Source organism: Streptomyces aculeolatus, assembly GCF_020400605.1.
GTDB classification, from domain to species: Bacteria; Actinomycetota; Actinomycetes; order Streptomycetales; family Streptomycetaceae; genus Streptomyces; species Streptomyces aculeolatus.
Genome location: NZ_JAINRD010000004.1, coordinates 261,698 through 281,094, shown reverse-complemented (window position 1 = coordinate 281,094; position 19,397 = coordinate 261,698). Strand labels below are relative to the sequence as shown.

General features: G+C 73.0%; 15 protein-coding genes and 2 tRNA genes. 12 read left to right on the top strand and 5 right to left on the bottom strand.

The features are described from left to right. Positions 1-8: 8 nt before the first annotated feature. On the bottom strand, positions 9-1,463 hold the full coding sequence (locus LG396_RS09890; protein WP_225794423.1) for an amino acid permease: 1,455 nt from the start codon (positions 1,461-1,463) through the stop codon (positions 9-11). 351 nt (positions 1,464-1,814) lie between these two features. Here LG396_RS09890 and LG396_RS09885 point away from each other — a divergent pair, with 351 nt between their 5' ends. From LG396_RS09885 to LG396_RS09870, 4 genes are all read left to right on the top strand, one after another. Beyond that, on the top strand, positions 1,815-2,432 hold the full coding sequence (locus LG396_RS09885; RefSeq protein WP_225794422.1) for a biotin transporter BioY: 618 nt from the start codon (positions 1,815-1,817) through the stop codon (positions 2,430-2,432). Between the two features lie 23 nt (positions 2,433-2,455). After that, positions 2,456-2,941, top strand: coding sequence for a ribose-5-phosphate isomerase (locus tag LG396_RS09880; protein ID WP_018834263.1), 486 nt, complete (start codon positions 2,456-2,458; stop codon positions 2,939-2,941). Between the two features lie 87 nt (positions 2,942-3,028). Further along, positions 3,029-3,838, top strand: coding sequence for an Fpg/Nei family DNA glycosylase (locus LG396_RS09875; protein WP_018851199.1), 810 nt, complete (start codon positions 3,029-3,031; stop codon positions 3,836-3,838). Between the two features lie 145 nt (positions 3,839-3,983). Next, positions 3,984-5,126, top strand: coding sequence for a PP2C family protein-serine/threonine phosphatase (locus LG396_RS09870; protein ID WP_018834265.1), 1,143 nt, complete (start codon positions 3,984-3,986; stop codon positions 5,124-5,126). A 79-nt stretch (positions 5,127-5,205) separates the two neighbouring features. Here the strand turns inward: LG396_RS09870 and LG396_RS09865 are convergent, their stop codons facing one another. Continuing rightward, entirely contained in the window at positions 5,206-6,399 is a 1,194-nt protein-coding gene (locus tag LG396_RS09865) for a cation:proton antiporter (protein WP_018841590.1), read from the bottom strand. Positions 6,400-6,712: 313 nt separating this feature from the next. On the opposite strand from LG396_RS09865, the gene LG396_RS09860 reads away from it, so the two are divergent. After that, positions 6,713-7,522 (top strand): ABC transporter ATP-binding protein, encoded by an 810-nt coding sequence (locus LG396_RS09860; protein ID WP_018834267.1) that lies wholly within the window; start codon positions 6,713-6,715, stop codon positions 7,520-7,522. Then, entirely contained in the window at positions 7,519-10,131 is a 2,613-nt protein-coding gene (locus LG396_RS09855) for an FtsX-like permease family protein (RefSeq protein ID WP_263978909.1), read from the top strand. The genes LG396_RS09860 and LG396_RS09855 overlap by 4 nt, the downstream gene beginning before the upstream one ends. 166 nt (positions 10,132-10,297) lie before the next feature. On the opposite strand, the gene LG396_RS09850 is transcribed toward LG396_RS09855, so the two are convergent. Continuing rightward, on the bottom strand, positions 10,298-11,434 hold the full coding sequence (locus LG396_RS09850; protein ID WP_225794421.1) for an acyltransferase family protein: 1,137 nt from the start codon (positions 11,432-11,434) through the stop codon (positions 10,298-10,300). A 623-nt stretch (positions 11,435-12,057) separates the two neighbouring features. Between LG396_RS09850 and LG396_RS09845 the strand changes: the two genes are divergently transcribed. Beyond that, on the top strand, positions 12,058-12,252 hold the full coding sequence (locus LG396_RS09845; protein ID WP_018834270.1) for a hypothetical protein: 195 nt from the start codon (positions 12,058-12,060) through the stop codon (positions 12,250-12,252). Between the two features lie 108 nt (positions 12,253-12,360). Here the strand turns inward: LG396_RS09845 and LG396_RS09840 are convergent. Continuing rightward, positions 12,361-12,431, bottom strand: a tRNA-Gly gene (locus LG396_RS09840). A 249-nt stretch (positions 12,432-12,680) separates the two neighbouring features. On the opposite strand from LG396_RS09840, the gene LG396_RS09835 reads away from it, so the two are divergent. The 5 genes from LG396_RS09835 to clpX all read left to right on the top strand — a co-directional run bounded on the left by LG396_RS09835 (position 12,681) and on the right by clpX (position 18,142). Continuing rightward, a tRNA-Pro gene (locus tag LG396_RS09835) sits at positions 12,681-12,754 on the top strand. Positions 12,755-12,940: 186 nt separating this feature from the next. Continuing rightward, a complete protein-coding gene (tig, locus tag LG396_RS09830) occupies positions 12,941-14,383 on the top strand; it encodes a trigger factor (RefSeq protein ID WP_225794420.1) in 1,443 nt (480 codons plus the stop codon). Between the two features lie 863 nt (positions 14,384-15,246). Further along, entirely contained in the window at positions 15,247-15,861 is a 615-nt protein-coding gene (locus LG396_RS09825) for an ATP-dependent Clp protease proteolytic subunit (RefSeq protein ID WP_018834272.1), read from the top strand. Positions 15,862-15,940: 79 nt separating this feature from the next. After that, positions 15,941-16,633, top strand: a complete 693-nt coding sequence (locus tag LG396_RS09820) for an ATP-dependent Clp protease proteolytic subunit (RefSeq protein ID WP_018834273.1) — start codon at positions 15,941-15,943, stop codon at positions 16,631-16,633. A 216-nt stretch (positions 16,634-16,849) separates the two neighbouring features. Next, on the top strand, positions 16,850-18,142 hold the full coding sequence (clpX, locus tag LG396_RS09815; RefSeq protein ID WP_018834274.1) for an ATP-dependent Clp protease ATP-binding subunit ClpX: 1,293 nt from the start codon (positions 16,850-16,852) through the stop codon (positions 18,140-18,142). A gap of 106 nt (positions 18,143-18,248) precedes the next feature. Here clpX and LG396_RS09810 read toward each other — a convergent pair whose 3' ends face one another. Then, complete coding sequence (locus LG396_RS09810; protein WP_225794419.1) at positions 18,249-19,361, bottom strand: hypothetical protein; 1,113 nt, start codon at positions 19,359-19,361, stop codon at positions 18,249-18,251. Between the last annotated feature and the right edge of the window lie 36 nt (positions 19,362-19,397).

Sequence of the window (19,397 nt, the reverse complement as noted above, 5' to 3'; positions counted from 1 at the left end):
CAGCGAAATCATGTCATGCGGGTACCCCGGCGGCGGTGCTGACGTACCAGGCCCACGAGGGACAGCGCCAGCGCGAGCCCCGCCGTGGTCAGCAACTGGGTGCGGGAGTCCGGCTCGCGCAGCATCAGCACCAGGATCCCGCCCATCGCGGCCAGCGCCGCCCAGGTCAGGTACGGGTACGCCCACATCCGCACCGTCAGCAGCTCCGGCGCCTCGCGCTCGAGCCGGCGGCGGGTGCGCAGCTGGGCGGCGGCGGTGAACGCCCAGACCACGAGGATCGCGGCGCCGACCATGTTCAGCAGCCACTGGAAGAGCGTGTCGGGCCAGCGGTAGCTGAGCAGCACGGCGGCGAAGCCGAAGGAGCAGGTGGCGACCACCGCGCGGCGCGGCACGCGGTCGGTCAGCCGGCCCAGGAAGCGCGGGCCCTGGCCGCGGGCGACCAGGGAGTACGCCATGCGCGAGGCGCCGTAGATGTTGGCGTTCATCGCGGACAGCAGCGCCACCAGCACGACGACGTTCATCACCTCGCCGGCGGCCGGGATCCCGACGTGGTCGAGCGCGGCGGCGTACGGGCCGGACTTCACCGCCGGGTCGTCCCAGGGGATCAGCGCGACGACGACCAGCATGGAGCCGACGTAGAAGATCGCGATGCGGTACATCGCCGTACGCACCGCGCGGGCGACGCCGCGCCGCGGGTGCTCGGACTCGGCGGCGGCGATGGTGACGTTCTCCAGCCCGCCGTACGCGAAGACGGAGGCGAGCAGGCCGACGAGCAGCCCCTCGGAGCCGTTGGGCAGGAAGCCGTCGCCGGCGCCGGTGAGGTTCGCGGTGCCGGGCGCGTCCGTCCCCGGCAGCATGCCGAGCACGGCGAGGAGGCCGAGGACGAGGAAGGCGCTGATCGCCGCGACCTTCAGCCCGGCGAACCAGAACTCGGCCTCGCCGAAGTTGCCGACCGCCGCCAGGTTCGTGACGCAGAAGACGGCCATGAACAGCAGGACCCACATCCAGGGCTCGGTGCCCGGCAGCCAGCCCGTGACGATCTGCGAGGCGCCGATGGCCTCGGCGGCGATGGCGACGCCCAGCAGCGTCCAGTACATCCAGCCGGAGGTGAGGCCCGCCCACGGGCCGAAGGCCCGCTCGGCGTGGACGGAGAAGGAGCCGGAGGCGGGGTGGGCGGCGGACATCTCGCCGAGCATCCGCATCACGAGCATGACGAGCAGCCCGGAGACGGCGTACGCGAGGACGATGCCGGGGCCCGCGGCGGCGATGCCGGCGCCGGAGCCGACGAAGAGGCCGGCGCCGATGACGCCGCCGAGGGCGATCATCGTCAGGTGGCGCTGCTTGAGGCCGGTGCCGAGGGCGGACGGTACGGGGGCGGGGGACGTGGAGGAGGTGGAGGGGACGGAGGGCGCCGCGGCGTCCGCGGCGCCCGCCGTGCCGTCGGCGTGGGGGGTTGCGCTCATGCGGGGTGTCCTGTGGGGGGTGTGCGTGGGGACGATTCAGTGTGCGGCATGCGCCGGGCGCGCGCCGGGGGCGGAGAGCCGGCGTTGGAGGGGTTCCACAGCGGGAGTCGGGCGTGCGGCCGGGCAGTTGGGCCGGACCGAAACCCGATCACGGTGTGGCGTATCTCACGTGACCTGCTCGGATGCCGGAATCGCAGCCCCGGGCCGGTGGCCGCGGGGGTGCGGGGGAGTGACAGGTATCTGTGCGACGGGTTGGCACCTTTCCACGGTGATCGGCCCGGGGCCGTCGGCTAGCGTACGCAGCGTCCCCGTACCCCGTGACGGACCCGCGAACCGAGACCGGAGAACCCGATGAGCACTGCCGCCGTCTCCTCCCCGCACTACGCGCGCCCCGGCGCCGTACTCGCCGACGTGCTGCCCGCCTCGACCGCGGCCCGCGCCCGGCTGCGCGACGCCGCGCTCGTGGCCGGCGGCGCGGCGCTCACCGGCGCCGCCGCGCAGCTGGCGGTGCCCGTGCCCGGCTCGCCGGTGCCGGTCACCGGGCAGACCTTCGCCGCGCTGCTCGTCGGCGCCTCGCTGGGCACCGGGCGGGCGTTCCTCTCCCTGCTGCTGTACGCGGCCGCGGGCATGGCCGGGATGCCGTGGTTCGCGGAGGGCTCCTCCGGGTGGGGGATGCCGTCCTTCGGCTACGTCCTCGGGATGCTCCTGGCCGCCGCGGCCGTCGGCGCCCTGGCCCGCCGCGGCGGCGACCGCGACGTGTGGCGCACAGCCGGCACGATGGTCCTCGGCAGCGCCCTCATCTACGCCGTGGGCGTGCCGTACCTGGCCCTCTCGCTGGACGTCCCCCTCGGCGAGGCGGTCTCCCTCGGCCTCACCCCGTACCTCCTGGGCGACGCGCTGAAGGCCGCCCTGGCCATGGGCGCGCTGCCCGCCGCCTGGCACATCGCCGGGCGTGCGCACCGGGGCTGAGCGGGGCCCGTAGACTCCCGGACATGCGCGTGTACCTCGGCAGCGACCATGCCGGCTACGAACTCAAGGAACACCTCCTCGCCTGGCTCCGGGAGCACGGGCACGAGCCCGTCGACTGCGGCCCGCTGATCTACGACGCCGCCGACGACTACCCGCCGTTCTGCCTGCGCGCCGCCGAGCGCACCGTCGCCGACCCCGGCAGCCTCGGCGTCGTCATCGGCGGCTCCGGCAACGGCGAGCAGATCGCCGCCAACAAGGTGGCGGGCGTGCGCTCGGCGCTGGCGTGGAGCGAGGAGACGGCGCGGCTGGCGCGCGAGCACAACGACGCCAACGTCGTCAGCGTCGGCGCGCGGATGCACACGCGCGACGAGGCCACCAGCTTCGTCGAGGTGTTCCTCGCCACCCCGTACACCGGCGAGGAGCGCCACCAGCGGCGCATCGACATGCTCGGCGCGTACGAGCAGAGCGGCAAGCTGCCCGACGTGCCGGCGCACCACCCGCAGCCGTAGCGGCCGCATCCGCGGGCCGCAGCGCAGGGGCAGACCGGGCGGACCGGACCGGGCGGACCCGGACGGGACCGGAGCGAGAGAGGGCGTATGCCTGAGGGCCACACCATCCACCGCCTGTCCGTCGAGTACGGCGTGCGCTTCGGCGGCCGGGCGGTGCGCGCGGCCAGCCCGCAGGGCAAGTTCGCCGACGGCGCCGCGCTCATCGACGGCTGCCGGCTGACCGGCACCGACGCCCACGGCAAGCACCTCTTCCTCGGCTTCGGGCCCGTCGGCCACCTCCACGTCCACCTCGGCATCTACGGCAAGGTCGCCTTCGGCGACGGCCCCGCGCCCGCGCCCGTGGGCGCCGTCCGGCTGCGCCTGGCCACCGGCGCCGGCTACGCCGACCTGCGCGGCCCCTCGGCGTGCGAACTGGTCACCGAGGAGGAGAAGGACGCCGTGCACGCCCGGCTCGGCGACGACCCGCTGCGCGCCGGCGACGACGGCGAGGCGGCGTGGGCGCGGATCTCGCGCAGCCGCGCGCCGGTCGCCACGCTCCTCATGGACCAGCGGGTGATCTCCGGCGTCGGCAACATCTACCGCACCGAGGTCCTCTTCCGGCACGGCATCGACCCCTACCGCGCGGGCCGCGACCTCGGCCGCCCCGCGTGGGAGGCGGTCTGGGCCGACCTCGCGGTGCTGATGCGCGAGGGCGTACGCACCGGGCGCATCGACACCGTCCGGCCCGAGCACCTCCCCGAGGCGATGGGCCGCCCGCCGCGCGTCGACGAGCACGGCGGCGAGGTCTACGTCTACCGCCGCGCGGCCCGCCCCTGCCACCTCTGCGGCACCGGCGTACGCACCGCCACCCTCGCCGCGCGCAACCTTTTCTGGTGCCCCTCGTGCCAGCCCGCGTGACCCTCGTCCCAACTGCGTCCGGGCAGGCCCTCCTTCGTTCCAAACGCCGCGAATTCGCATACGATTCCGGCAGTGCCGCCCGAAGAGTGCGGTCGGCACGCCGTGAATCGACGCCCGGCGCGGCGGGTGGATAGGGTCCCGGGGCATGGCCGGAGGTGCGGGTTCCACCTCGCAAGCGGCCCGGTGGCACAAGACGCTGCACCGGGTCCGGGTCGGCGTGCGCAGGGCCGGTGTCGACTACTTCCGCGGTGAGGGCTCCGACTGGATCGCCCTCGTCGTCCTGCTGCTGACCATCCCCGCGCTCGCCGCCGGCACGCTCCTCTCGCCGGCCTGGGTCTCGCCCGCCGCGCTCGTCCTGCCGATCTTCATCGGCGGCCTCGTGCTGCGGCCCGCCAGCCTCCTCGCGCTGTACGCCGCGTCCGCCACCGCGCTCATCATCGAGGCGATGCTCCTGGGCCCGTACGCCGAGGGCCCCGCCCGGGTGACGCCGGGCACCGTGCTCGTGATCGCCTCGGTGGGGCTGACGGGGCTGACCGTCGCGCAGTTCCGCAGCCGCGTCGGCGTCCCGTGGCGGCGCGGCGGCACGATGCTCTTCGACCTGCGCGAGCGGATCCGGGTGCAGAGCAAGCTGCCGCGGCTGCCGCGCGGCTGGCACGCGGAGATGTCGCTGCGCCCGGCCGGCGGCCAGTCCTTCTCCGGCGACTTCGTCGTCGCCTCCCGCACCCACGGCGGCCACATCCTGGAGGCCGTGCTCACCGACGTCTCCGGCAAGGGCATGTCGGCCGGGTCGCGGGCGCTGCTGCTGTCCGGCGCCTTCGGCGGGCTGCTCGGCTCGCTGCCGCCGCACGACTTCCTGCCCGCCGCCAACGGCTACCTGCTGCGCCAGGAGTGGCAGGAGGGCTTCGCCACCTCCGTGCACCTGGTGCTGGACCTGGAGTCCGGGGACTACGAGCTGTTCTCGGCCGGGCACGTACCCGGCGTGCAGCTCAGCGCGGGCTCGGGGCGCTGGGAGGAGAAGGGCGCGGAGGGGCCGCTGCTCGGGGTGGTGGAGGAGGCGCAGTTCGACCCGCTGAAGGGCACGCTGCGCCGGGGGGACGTGCTGATGCTGTTCTCGGACGGCCTCGTCGAGGCGCCGGACCGGGACCTGACCGAGGGCATGGACCGGTTGATAGGGGAGGCGGACCAGTACGCGTCGAGCACGTTCCGGGGTGCGGCCTGGCATCTGATCGAGAAGGTCGCCAAGGACGTCAAGGACGACCGGGCGCTGCTGCTGATCTGCCGCGAGTGAGGCGTACGGGACGGGCGGACGTGCCGGGACCGGGGCGCTCGCGCGTCGCCGTCGCGCGCGTACGCCCCGGTCCTCGCGGTCACTTGGCCCCGGCCGTCTCCGGCGTCGGTTCCAGTGCCGCCCCGTCCCCGGGGGGTTTGCCCCCGGGCAGGATGCGGGCCAGCCAGTGCGACCGGCCGGCCGCCAGCGGCGCGAGCACGGCGAGCACCAGCACGTACCCCGCGATGAACGGCGACAGCCGCCGGTCGAGCCCGGCCGTGGCCGCCATCGTGGCGAGGATCAGCGCGAACTCGCCGCGGGCCAGCAGCGTCAGCGCGATGTTCGAGGCGGGCCGTGCCCCGAAGCCGTACAGCTTCGCGGCGGCGAGGCCCGCGACCACGTTCATCACGATCGTCAGCAGCACCGCGAGGGCCACCGGGGCCGCGACCGAGGGCAGGTCGCCCGGGTCGATCGAGAGCCCGAAGCCGAAGAAGAAGATGGCGCCGAAGGCGTCCCGCAGGGGATGCACGAGGGTACGGATCCGCTCCGCGGACGTCGTACTGCCCAGCATCAGGCCGACCATGAAGGCGCCGATGGCGTCCGCCACCCCGAACCACTCCGAGATCCCCGCGACCAGCACCGCGGCGCCGAGGAAGGAGATGACGAGCAGTTCGTTGTCGCGGGTGTCGAAGAGCCTGCCGATGACTTTGGTGCCGAAGCGCGCGACGGTCGCCAGGACCAGCAGGAACGCCATCGCCTTACCGGCCTGCAGAGCTGCTTCGCCGGGGCCTTCGGCGCCGGAGAGCACGGGTTGCAGCACGGCCAGGTAGATGGCGAGGAAGATGTCCTCGATCACGATGATGCCGAGGATGGGTTTGGTCTCGCCGTTCCCGATCCGGTTCAGATCCACGAGGATCTTCGTGACGATCGCGGACGAGGAGATGCCGAGCACACCGGCCAGCACCAGCGCCTCGGAGGTGCCCCAGCCGAGTGCGAAGCCGAAGCCGAGCCCCGCGCCGACGTTGAGGGCCAGATAGATGCCGCCCGCCACGGCCATGCGGCGACCACCCGACTTCAGGTCGTCCATGTGGAATTCGAGGCCGAGGTAGAACAGCAGCAGGACGAGGCCCAGAGCGGTGAGCATCTCGAGGTCGTGCGGATCTTTGACCAGCACGATGCCGGGCGTGTTCGGGCCGAGCAGGATGCCGGCGAGGATGAAGAGCGGGATGGTGGGCAGCCCGATGCGGCTGCCTGCACGGGCGAGGATGGCGGCGGCCATGAAGGCACCGCCCATGGCAATCAAGGTGTCTTCGTGTCCGATGGGTTCCTCCCGGGGTCGTGGGGACGGCCGTTCCGGGACCTGAGCCCTTTACTTACTTTACCTCATTGTTGCCCTGACAACTAACGTCCTGCGGCGATCTTTCCGCGCTCCCCCCGCGGCCGTCAGCGGCCCTCCCCCCTCGCCACCTGGGGTTAACCCCACCCCGCGTCCGCCGGTAGCCGCCATGGCCGGGGCCCGCCCGGCTCCGTAGCGTCGAAGACACGACGGGCGGGGCAGCGGCCCCCGTCACCACCACCGTGCACGGCGAGGACGAAGGGCGGACGACATGCGGCTGCGGAGCAGGGGAGACCGGCAGGACCACGGGGCGCCCGCCGCCCCCGGCCACGCCGTCGAACTACGCGGCGTACAGCGGCGCTACGGCCGCGGCGCCGGCGCCGTCCACGCGCTGCGCGGCATCGACCTCGCCCTCCCGCGGGGCACGTTCACCGCCGTCATGGGCCCCTCGGGCTCCGGCAAGTCCACGCTCCTGCAGTGCGCCGCCGGGCTCGACAAGCCCACCGCGGGCTCGGTGCTCCTCGGCGGTACGGAGCTGACGCGGCTCGGCGAGAACAAGCTCACCGAACTGCGCCGCAGCCGCCTCGGGTTCGTCTTCCAGGCGTTCAACCTGCTGCCGTCGCTGACCGTTTCGCAGAACATCCTGCTGCCCATGCGGCTCGCCGGGCTGCGCGCGGACCACGCGCGGGCGGCCGAGGTGCTGACGCAGGTCGGCCTCGCGGCGCACGGCAAGCGCCGCCCCGCGGAGCTGTCCGGCGGCCAGCAGCAGCGCGTGGCGATCGCCCGCGCGCTGGTCACCAGGCCGGACGTGATCTTCGCGGACGAGCCGACGGGGGCGCTGGATACGCGTACGGCGGCGGAGATCCTGGCCCTGCTGCGGCACGCGGTCGACTCGCTGGGGGCCACGGTGGTCATGGTCACCCACGACCCGGTCGCCGCGTCGTACGCGGACGTCGCGCTGTTCCTCGCGGACGGCGCCCTCGCGGGCAGCCTGCGGCGGCCGACGGCCGAGCAGGTCGCGGCCCGGATGACGACGCTGGACCCGCGCGGCGCGAGCCGCACCGCGGAGCACGCGGCATGAGCGCTGTGCACGGCCCGAACGGCACGGCCGGCCCGAACGGCGCGGCCGGGGCCGGCGGCGGGCTGCCGCGGGCGGGGGTGCGGGCGCGTACGAACGGGCTCGCGCGGGCCGCGCTCCGGTTCCGGCCGGGCGGCTTCGCCGGCACGTTCGTCGCGCTGATGATGGCGGCGCTGATCGTGTCGGCGTGCGGCATCCTGCTGGAGACCGGCGTACGGGCCTCGGTGCCGCCCGAGCGGTACGCGGGCGCGCCGGTCGTCGTCGCGGCGGACCAGCGCGCGCACATGACCGTGGGCAGCGGAGACGGTGCGTACGACGCCTCGGAGCAGGTGCCGGACCGGGCCAGGGTCAAGGCGGACCTGGTGGAGCGCGTCGCGGCGGCCCAGGGCGTCGGGGCGGCGGTCCCGGACGTCACGTTCCCGACCCGGCTGGCGGCGGAGGGCGGGCCGGAGGGCGCCGCGCTCACGGCGCAGGGCTGGGGCTCGCACGCCTTCACCGGCGCGGCGCTCACCGCGGGCTCGGCGCCGGGGCCGGACGAGGTGGTCCTCGACCGGGCCACCGCCCGGGCCGCGGGCGCGGACGTGGGCGACACGGTCACCCTCGTACTGCCCGCCGGGGAGCGCGAGTTCCGCGTCTCCGGCCTCGCGGCCCCGGCGGCGGACCCGCCCGCCGCGGGCGGAGGCGCAGGCGGCGCCTATCTCGCCGACGACGCCGCCGCCCGCGCGGCCGGGCACCCGGGGCGGTTCGACGCCGTCGCCGTGCTGCCCGCCGAGGGCGTCGGCGCCGGGCAGCTCGCCGACGCCGTGCGCGGCGCGGTGGGGGAGCGGGCCGAGGTGCACACCGGGGACGGGCGCGGCGGCGTCGAGGACCCCGGGGTCGCGGCGGCCGAGGAGCTGCTGACCGGGCTCGGCGGCTCGTTCGGCGGCATCGCCGCCACCGTCGCGGTCTTCACCGCCGCCGGCACCGTCGCCCTCTCCGTCGCGCAGCGCAAGCGCGAGTTCGCCCTGCTCCGGGCCATCGGCGCGACGCCGCGGCAGATCCGCCGCTCCGTGGCCGCCGAGGCGCTGCTCGTCGCGCCGGTCGCCGGGCTCGCCGGCCTGCTGCCCGGCATCGGGCTCGCCTCCTGGTGGTTCGGCCAGCTCAAGGACCGCGACGCGGTACCCGCCGCCCTCGACCTGCACATCTCCGCCATCCCGCTCGCCTCCGCCGTGGGCACCGCGCTGCTCAGCGCGCTGGTCGCCGGCTGGGCCGCCTCCCGCAGGCCCGCGAAGACCAAGCCGGGCCAGGCGCTCACCGAGGCGTCCGTGGAGCGGCTGCGCCCCGGGATCGTGCGCACCGTCCTCGGCGTCGGCGCCGCCGTCGGCGGCGCCGTGCTCAGCGGCGTCGCCGCGCGCTCCGCGGGGGACGACGCGGCGGAGGCGGCGCTCGGCGTCGTGATGCTGTTCATGCTGGCCGTCGCCCTGCTCGGGCCGCTCATCGCACGGCTGGCCGCCGGGCTGTTCGGGCTGCCGCTGCGCGCCGGCGACGCCAGCGCGGAGCTGGCCGCCGCCAACTCCCGTACGAACGCCCGCAGGCTGGCCTCCGCGATCACGCCGATCGTGCTGGCGACGGCGTTCGCGTCGGTGCTGGTCTTCATGCACACCAGCGAGGACCGCGCCACCGCGACCCAGCAGCGCGACGGCGTCACCGCCGACCACGTCGTCACCCACCCCGGCGGGCTGCCCGCCGACGCCGCCGAGCGCGCGGCGCGGCAGCCGGGGGTGGACGCGGCGGTGGGGGTGCTGCGCACGCAGGTGCTGGTGCCCGTCGGCGGCGGGGGCGACCGGTGGCTCCAGGGCGCGACGGCGCAGGGCGTCTCCGGCGGCGGGCTCGCCCGCGTCCAGGACCTCGACGTCCGCGACGGCGCCCTCGACCGGCTGCACGAGCCCGGCACGGTGGCGCTCGACGAGAACCTGGCCCGCTCCGCGGGCGTGGGCGTCGGCGAGCGCGTCGAGCTGCGACTGCCGGACGGCACGCCGGTGAAGGCCGAGGTGGCGGCCACGTACGGGCGCGGCCTCGGGCTCGCGCAGGTGACGCTGGACCGCGCGGCGCTGGCGGGGCACGTCACCGCGGCGTACGACACGGACCTGCTGGTCAGCGGCGCCGGCGCCGAGGGCCTCGGTGCCCTGGGCGGCGCCGGCACCGCGGTGACCGACGCGGCCGGCTACGCGCAGCAGCAGGACGTCGACCGCAGCCTCAACCGCTGGGCGAACTTCACGATGGCCGGCGTGCTCGGCGGCTTCGCCGCGATCGCCGCGGTCAACACCCTCGTCATGACGGTGCTCGACCGCCGCCGCGAGCTGGGGATGCTGCGGCTGATCGGCTCCACCCGCCGCCAGGTGCTGGGCATGATCCGCTGGGAGGGGCTCCTCGTCGGGGTCGCCGGCCTGGTGCTGGGCGGGGCGATCGCGGCGGCGACGCTGGTGCCGATGGTCCGCGGGATCACCGGCGGGGATCCGTACCTGCCGCCGCTGACGGTCGCGGCGTTCGGCCTGGGGGCCGTGGGGCTGGGGCTGCTGGGCACCGTGCTGCCGGCGCGCGCGGCGCTGCGGCGGACGGAGCCGGCGGGCTGACGGGCGCTGCCGGCGGGCCGTGCGCGGGCCGTGCGGGCCGTACGGCCCGGGTGGACCGACCGGTGCCCGGGCCGTGCGGGGCGGCCTGCGGGCGCGTACGGGAACGCGAGCGGCCCGGGCCGCCCCTCAGTGCGGAGGGACGGCCCGGGCCGGTGCCGTACGGGACTCAGCGGGCGGCGGTCGCCCGCTCCCGCTCGGGGGCGTGCTCCGCCGCCGGCTGCGTGCGCGGCGGGCTGCCGCGGCCGTCGCCGGGGTCGGACTTGAACAGCCAGTTCATCTTCGGCTCCATCGCCCACCGGAACATCCGCCGCACCGGCGGGGTGCAGAGCACCGTGACGATCGCGGCCGCGATCGCCGTGACGGCGAGGGCGCCCAGCGGGGTGTGCGCGAAGTCGTTGTCGTACCAGCCCCAGAAGCGCGAGCCCTTGGCGAGGAACCCGTGCAGCAGGTAGCCGTACAGCGTGCCTGCGCCCAGCACCGTGAACCACATCGTGCGCCGCGGCACCCAGGCCAGGAAGCACACCGTGAGTACCAGCGCGCAGCCGAACATCGCGAACGTCATCACCGGCCCGGCCCAGATGGGCGCGCCCAACTCCTGCGCGGAGTCGCGGTGGTAGAACCAGCCGGCGTTCATCCGCGGCACGGCCCAGTACGCGACGACCGCGGCCATCAGGCCCACGGGCACGGACAGCAGCCGCACCTCGCGCCTGCGCACCAGGTCGAAGTGCTCCGGCTTGAGCATCAGACCGAGTACGAAGAACGGCATGAACTGCAGCACGCGCTGCAGGTCGAGGTCGTTGCCGACGGTGTCGCTCATGGACGCGGCGATGGCGATGACCAGGGCCAGCGGGACCGGCCAGCGCACCGCCTTCCACAGCGGCGTCGTCATCCGCCAGACGAACAGCGCGATGAGGAACCACGTCAGGTACCACGGATCGAGGATGCTGATCCGGTAGCCGGGGACGTCGCCGGCCCAGCGGTTGAAGAACGTGTACGCGGTCTCGAAGATCACGTACGGCACGAGCACGCCGGTGACCAGCCGCTGCACGCGCCCGGGCCGACCGAGGTCGAACGAGCGCGACATGTAGCCGGAGACGAGGATGAACGCCGGCATGTGGAAGGAGTAGACGAGCATGTAGAGCGCGGACGCGGCGCGGCTGTCGTCGCGCAGCGGCTCCCATGCGTGACCGAGTGCGACCAGCACGATGGCCAGGTATTTTGCGTTGTCGAAGAAGGGGTCGCGGGTCTTCGGCTTGCCGGAGTCGCCGGCCGGACGAGCCGCGGTCTGCGGCGGGTGGGTCACGAAGCCTCCAGGTACGAGTCCGGCGGCGGAACCCGGAACCGCACCGGCGGGTTGGGGTCGAGGGGGGATCGGAACATCGTCGGCACCATAGCGCCCGAGTGTCGGGCCCGTAAATTCGAAGTCGATATCGGCAATTTCCGTGCCGGGATGAAGGACAGCGAGGTCAGCGGGCATCATCGTATGACAGGTTTGTCCTGAATGAATCGGACATAGACGTACGAAACTTCGGCGTGTCCACCGATCTTCTTTCGGCTGGTTTCGTCATGCATGGATGCGCTGCGAATGGGGAAATGCGGCGGCCGGGAACACCCGTCCGCGTACTGCACATTGCGTAAATCCATGCCCCTGGATCACGGAATTCGGATTCACCGCTCCGGTTTCCCCCGGCCCGCCGCCGGGGATGGACCGCATGGGCGCGCCACCGGCGCGGAGGCGGCACGGCGCCCCGCGTACGGCGCTCCGCGTGCGCCGTGGGCGCAGAACGGTGTAAGGGGCGCGAGATATCAGCCAGTTGGGCATCCCACGCACCCCCGTGCACCTCTTGGTGGCACGATGGATCCACCGGGGTGTGCGGGCGGCGGGTGCCCTGGGTGGGTGAACGAGAACCTAGGGGTGATCAGGGCGTGGCTATCTCACTGTCATTGGTGCTGCTGATGGGGATCATCCTGGTCGTGCTGATCCGTGGCGGCTCGATCAAGGTGGGCCCGGCGATCGTTGCGGTGCTCTTCGGCTTCTTCCTGGCGTCCACCAGCGCCGCTCCGGACATCCAGGACGCCCTCGACGAAATAAGCCAGAGCATCAGCGACATCGGCACCTGACCGCCCTCCGGGGCGAACCCGGCCGCCGCGCACACGTCAACGGCCGGGGCCCCGGCCTGCGCACGTCCCGACGGACGCGGCGCGGCCCGGACCCCGGCCGTCTCGCGGAGCGGGTGACGGGAATCGAACCCGCGTAGCCAGCTTGGAAGGCTGGAGCTCTACCATTGAGCTACACCCGCAGGCGCCACCCGTGACGGGTGGCACGCCCTGCATCGTAGCCGCTGTCTCCCCCGTCCCGCACGCCGCTATGCCCTCGGGCGCCCGGCCGTGTGTGCACGCGCGCGTACCGCCGCATCCCGGGTACGGGCCGCGGGCGCATCCGGGCACGGGACGGGGCGCGGGGCGCGCACCGGCCGCGTACGGCGTCACCAGGGACGTAATCGGCGGCGGCGCGGCTCTGCAGCCATGTACCCTACTGCTCGCACATGCGGGGTGTGGCGCAGCTTGGTAGCGCGTCCGCTTTGGGAGCGGAAGGTCGTCGGTTCGAATCCGGCCACCCCGACCGCGGCAGGGACCTTCGGCGCGAAGGTCCCTTTATGGGGAGCGGACCCGGCACCGGTACTATGCAAGCTGCGTTCCTGCGTGCCTGGACCGGGCCGCTCCACGCTTCTGCCGGAAGCGGGACGCAGCCACAAGAAGTCCAGAAGAAGTACAGCACTTCCCAGACGCCATCCCAAGGAGACCGACCGTGAAGAGCGCCGTGGAGACCCTGAACCCGACCCGGGTTCGGCTCACTGTCGAGGTGCCCTTCGAGGAGCTCAAGCCCAGCCTCGACGCGGCGTACAAGAAGATCAACCAGCAGGTCACCGTGCCGGGCTTCCGCAAGGGCAAGATCCCGGCCCGCATCATCGACCAGCGGTTCGGTCGCGGCGCCGTCCTGGAGGAGGCCGTCAACGACGCGCTGCCGAAGCTCTACGAGGACGCCGTCAACGAGGGCGACCTCAAGCCCCTGGGCCGGCCCGACGTCGACATCACCGAGCTGAAGGACAACGAGACGCTGACCTTCACCGCCGAGGTCGACATCCGTCCCGAGTTCGAGATCCCGGACTACTCCGGCATCAGCGTCGAGGTCGACGCCATCGAGGTGCCCGACGAGGACGTCGACAAGTCGGTCGAGCAGCTCCGCGAGCGCTTCGCCTCCACCTCCCCGGTGGAGCGGGCCGCGGCCGAGGGCGACGTCGTCACCCTCGACCTGGAGGCCAGCGTCGACGGCGAGGTGCTGGACGACGGCGTCGCCAGCGGCGTGACGTACACCATCGGTTCCGGCGAGCTGCTCGACGGCATCGACGAGGCGGTCACCGGCCTGGAGGCCGGCGGCTCCGCGACGTTCGCCTCCGCGCTGAAGGGCGGCTCCGCGGCCGGCCAGGAGGCGCAGGTCAAGGTCGAGGTCACGCAGGTCGCCGAGCGCGAGCTGCCGGAGCTGGACGACGAATTCGCCCAGATGGCCAGCGAGTTCGACACGCTGGAGGAGATGCGGGCGGACAGCCGCAAGCGGCTGGAGCAGATGAAGCGCTACGACCAGGCGCAGCAGGCCCAGGAGAAGGTGCTGGACGAGCTGCTCGGCCTGGTGGAGATCCCGGTGCCGGAGAAGCTGCTGGAGGAGGAGATCTCCACCCGCCGGCACAACCTGGAGAACCACCAGCTGGCCCAGATGGGCATGAACCTGGAGGGCTACCTGAAGCTCCAGGAGAAGACCGCCGAGGAGTTCGAGACCGAGCTGAAGGAGCAGGCGGAGCGCGGCATCCGCACCCAGTTCGTCCTGGACGAGCTGGTGGGCAAGGAGCAGGTGAACGTCGGCCAGGAAGAGCTGACCGAGCACCTGATGCGCCGCGCCCAGTCCTCGGGCATGAGCCCGGACCAGTTCGCGCAGGCGGTCGTCGAGGGCGGCCAGGTGCCGGTCCTGGTCGGCGAGGTGGCCCGCGGCAAGGCCCTGGCGGTCGTGGTCGAGTCCGCGACGATCAAGGACACGAACGGCGAGCCGGTGGACCTGTCGGACGAGGACGAGACCGCCGAGACGGTCACGCCTTCCGCTGAGGAGACGGCTGACGGGGAGGCCGACGCGGCGTCCGCGGACGCCGGGAAGACCGAGGCGGCCGAGGACGAGTCGAAGCCGGAGAAGGCCGAAGCCTGAGCCGTGCGACCCGCCCGCGGGCCCTGCCGCGATGCGCGGCAGGGCCCGCGGCACGTTGCGCGCCGAGGCGCGCACCGGCTCGGCCCCGGCCATGGGTCGCGGAGCGCCGCGGAACTGCGCGGGCACTCCGTGCGCCGCGGCGAGGGGTGGCGCCCCGCATGCCGCCGGCCGCCGCCGGATTGCTCCGGCACAGGGCTGCGGGCCGCACGGCGTCCCCCGCGCGCCGCGTCCCCCGGGGGCGCCCGGGCCCAGAACCATGGCCACCCCGGAGCTCCGGCGGCCGGCCCGCGGACCCCTCAGGGCGTTGCCGCACCGCCCGGGACGGGTACGGGATCCACCCGCACCCGGCCAGCCGGCGTGAGGGAGGAAGTCCGCGCTCGGGACCGTTCCGCCTCGCGGGGCGGGCGGCTGACGCGACGGCGTCGGCCCGCAGGGCAGGCCGTGGCCGCCCGGTACGGGGACCCGGTCGCCCGGTGGTCGAGCCGACCGGTTTCGCCTGCCGCCCGGCAGCGCCGCCCGCAGGGCGTCCGCCCACGCCGCTCCGCGCGCCGTGCCCGGTGGCACTCCCTCGCTCCGCCCCGTCACCGGTTGCCGACGCAGCCGCCCGACCCTGCGTTCCGTACCCCGCAGGGCACCCGCGCCGCCCGCAGGGCGCTCCTCGCCGGGTGCCGGCGGATACCCGGGCCGGCCCGGCGCCCGCAACCCCGCCGTGCCGCCCGCAGGGCCTGCGCTCACAGCGAACAGTTCCGGAACCGGGATGGCCGCCGCCCACCTGCGCGTTAGGGTCCATAAGCAAGTCAGGCAACTCAGGAACGTACATCAGACGGCCTCTGGCGGCCGTCGCAGAATGAGCAGGTGGACACGTGACGAACCCGATGCTTTCCGGCCCGGGCGAGCCGTCCTTCGGCGGCCTTGGCGACCAGGTCTACAACCGGCTGCTCAACGAGCGCATCATCTTCCTCGGCCAGCCGGTCGACGACGACATCGCCAACAAGATCACGGCGCAGCTCCTTCTCCTGGCCGCCGACCCGGACAAGGACATCAACCTCTACATCAACAGCCCGGGCGGCTCCGTGACCGCCGGCATGGCGATCTACGACACGATGCAGTTCATCAAGAACGACATCGTCACCATCGCCCTCGGCCTCGCCGCCTCCATGGGCCAGTTCCTGCTCAGTGCCGGCACCCCCGGCAAGCGCTTCGCGCTGCCGAACGCCGAGATCCTGATCCACCAGCCGTCCGCCGGCCTGGCCGGCTCGGCGACGGACATCAAGATCCACGCCGAGCAGCTCATCCGCACGAAGAAGAAGATGGCGGAGCTCACCTCGCTGCACACCGGCCAGTCCGTCGAGCAGGTCACCCACGACTCCGACCGCGACCGCTGGTTCTCCGCGGAGGAGGCCAAGGAGTACGGCCTGATCGACGAGGTCATGCCGTCGGCCACGCTCATCCCCGGCGGCGGCGGCACCGGCGCCTGAGGCCCCGGCGCCCGGCAGCCACCCGCAACAGCCCCGCGCAGCCTTTCACAGCCGCACTGCCACCAGGACGGAACACACGATGCAGAACTTCCCCGGAAGCGGTCTCTACGACCGCATGGCCGACGAGGCCGCCGACGCCCGTCGTTCGCTGGGCGCCGAGTCCCGCTACGTCATCCCGCGCTTCGTCGAGCGCACCTCGCAGGGCATCCGCGAGTACGACCCGTACGCGAAGCTCTTCGAGGAGCGCGTCATCTTCCTCGGCGTGCAGATCGACGACGCCTCGGCGAACGACGTGATGGCCCAGCTCCTGTGCCTGGAGTCGATGGACCCCGACCGGGACATCTCGGTCTACATCAACAGCCCCGGCGGCTCCTTCACGGCGCTCACCGCCATTTACGACACGATGCAGTTCGTCAAGCCGGACATCCAGACCGTCTGCATGGGCCAGGCCGCCTCGGCCGCCGCCGTGCTGCTGGCCGCCGGCACCGAGGGCAAGCGCATGGCCCTGCCGAACGCGCGCATCCTGATCCACCAGCCGTACACCGAGACCGGCCGCGGCCAGGTCTCCGACCTGGAGATCGCCGCGAAGGAGATCTTCCGGATGCGTAACCAGCTCGAAGAGATGCTGGCCAAGCACTCGACGACGCCGATCGAGAAGGTCCGTGACGACATCGAGCGGGACAAGATCCTCACCGCCGAGGAGTCCCTCGAGTACGGGCTGATCGACCAGATCGTCTCCACCCGCAAGCTGTCGGCCGGCATCGGCGGCTGACGGCTCGCGACCGGCTCCCGGCTCCGTATCCGCGGCGCCGGACCTTTCGTCCGGGCCCTTGTCCTCTGGACAGGGCCACCCGTGGAGCGGTCCCCTGGGAAGCGAACCAGTGAGTTGGGCTCAAGGGGACCGCTCGGGGCTCCGGGCAAGGTACCGTCGATACGCAACCAGGTTCCGCCCCCCAAGAGCGGATCCCAGGCGAAGGGGAAGCACCTCGTGGCACGCATCGGTGACGGCGGCGATCTGCTCAAATGCTCGTTCTGCGGCAAGAGCCAGAAGCAGGTCAAGAAGCTCATCGCAGGACCCGGTGTCTACATCTGCGACGAGTGCATCGACCTCTGTAACGAGATCATCGAAGAGGAGCTGGCGGAGAGCTCCGAGGTGCGCTGGGAGGAACTGCCCAAGCCCCGCGAGATCTACGAGTTCCTCGAGGGCTACGTCGTGGGCCAGGAGGCCGCCAAGAAGGCGCTGTCCGTTGCGGTCTACAACCACTACAAGCGGGTGCAGGCCGGCGAGAGCGGCGCCGCGGCGCAGAACCGCGAGGACGGCATCGAGCTGTCGAAGTCCAACATCCTGCTGCTCGGCCCCACCGGTTCCGGCAAGACGCTGCTGGCGCAGACCCTGGCCCGGATGCTCAACGTCCCCTTCGCCATCGCCGACGCCACCGCCCTCACCGAGGCGGGGTACGTGGGCGAGGACGTCGAGAACATCCTGCTGAAGCTGATCCAGGCCGCCGACTACGACGTCAAGAAGGCCGAGACCGGCATCATCTACATCGACGAGATCGACAAGGTCGCACGGAAGAGTGAGAACCCGTCGATCACCCGTGACGTCTCCGGCGAAGGCGTGCAGCAGGCACTGCTGAAGATCCTGGAGGGCACCACGGCCTCCGTGCCGCCGCAGGGCGGCCGGAAGCACCCGCACCAGGAGTTCATCCAGATCGACACGACGAACGTGCTGTTCATCGTCGGCGGCGCGTTCGCGGGCCTGGAGAAGCTCATCGAGTCCCGGGCGGGCGCCAAGGGCATCGGCTTCGGCGCCACCATCCGCTCCAAGCGCGAGCTGGAGAGCGAGGACCCGTTCCAGGAGGTCATGCCCGAGGACCTGGTGAAGTACGGCATGATCCCCGAGTTCATCGGGCGGCTGCCGGTCATCACCAGCGTGCACAACCTCGACCGGGCCGCCCTGCTGAAGATCCTCGTCGAGCCGCGGAACGCGCTCGTCAAGCAGTACCAGCGCCTCTTCGAACTCGACGGCGTCGAGCTGGACTTCGACCGCCCGGCGCTCGAGGCCATCGCCGACCAGGCCATCCTGCGCGGCACCGGCGCCCGCGGGCTGCGCGCCATCATGGAAGAGGTGCTGCAGTCGGTGATGTACGAGGTGCCGTCCCGCAAGGACGTCGCCCGCGTGGTCATCACCGAGGAGGCGGTCCACTCCAACGTCAACCCGACGCTGGTGCCCCGCTCCCGCACCGCCGAGCCGGAGCAGCGGCACCAGGAGAGCGCCTGAGCCGCACAGCGTCCGCGCTCCGTACGAGGAGCGCCGCAGCGGTACGAGAAGCCACACGAAAAGGGGCCGCCCACCGGGCGGCCCCTTCGCGTGCGTGCCGTGCGGGTCAGCCGATCGGCACCCGGACGTCGTTGCGGACCTCCGCGGTGGTGGTCGCGGCCTCGTCGATGCTCGTCTCGCCGCCGGTGATGATCAGCGTCGGGTCGGTCAGCGCGACGTAGCCGATGGTGCTGCTGTCGGCCCAGGCGCAGGTCGGGAAGTTGAAGCTGTCGACCGGCGCGCCGGCGTCGTCGCTGGAGAACTTCACGTACTGGCACTTCATCGAAGCGCCCTCCTCCAGCCCGTCGGGCGAGACCTCCTCCGGACTGCCGACCAGCTCGGCGGTGTCACCGCCGCCCGCGGACGGGTCGGCGGCGGCCTCCTTCGCCATGTAGGCGAAGAACGCGTCCAGGACCATGTCCGGGTTGGAGATGTCGCCGTAGACGCCCTGGAACTGCAGGATCTTGGCCGTGGCCTCGGTGCCCGCGGTGTAGCCGGCGCCGACGTCGTTCGCGTTGGAGACGCCGAGGGCCTCCAGCTCGTCGAGGTCGCTGGAGTTGAGGCCCGAGCCGCCCATGCCGTCGTCGTTCTTCTGGTACTCCGTGGCGACGGTCTGGGGAGCGGTCAGCTTGTACTTCTTGCCGTCGTCGGCGGGCGGGTCGTCCCCGCTGTCGCCGTCGTCACCGTCGTCGCCGGTCTTGCCGCCGTCGGTCTGCGAGTTCTTCGACTCGTCCTTCTTGCCGTCGTCGTCGTCGCCACCGATCACGAAGAACGCGGCCAGGGCTATGACCGCGACCGCGACCACGGCGCCCACGACGATGAACAGGGTCTTGTTCTTGCCGCCGCCTCCCGGCGGGGGCGGCGCCTGGCCGTACGCGGGCTGCTGCCCGTACGGCCCCGCCTGCTGCTGCTGGCCGTACTGCTGCTGGCCGTAACCACCGGGCTGGCCGTAGCCGCCGGGCTGCTGCTGCTGCCCGTAGCCCTGGTCGCCGCCCTGCTGCGGGTAGCCGTAGCCGGGCTGGCCCGGCTGGCCGCCCTGCCCGGGCTGGGCATAGGGCGACTGCGCGGGCTGCGCCGGGGGCTGCGGGGGCTGGCCGTAGGGACCGGGCTGCCCGTACGGGCCTGGCTGCTGCCCTCCACCCCCGTACGGTCCGGGTGGCGGCGGCTGGTTGTGACTCATTACGGTCCCCTCCGTGAGTTAATGCTGCTCCGCCCA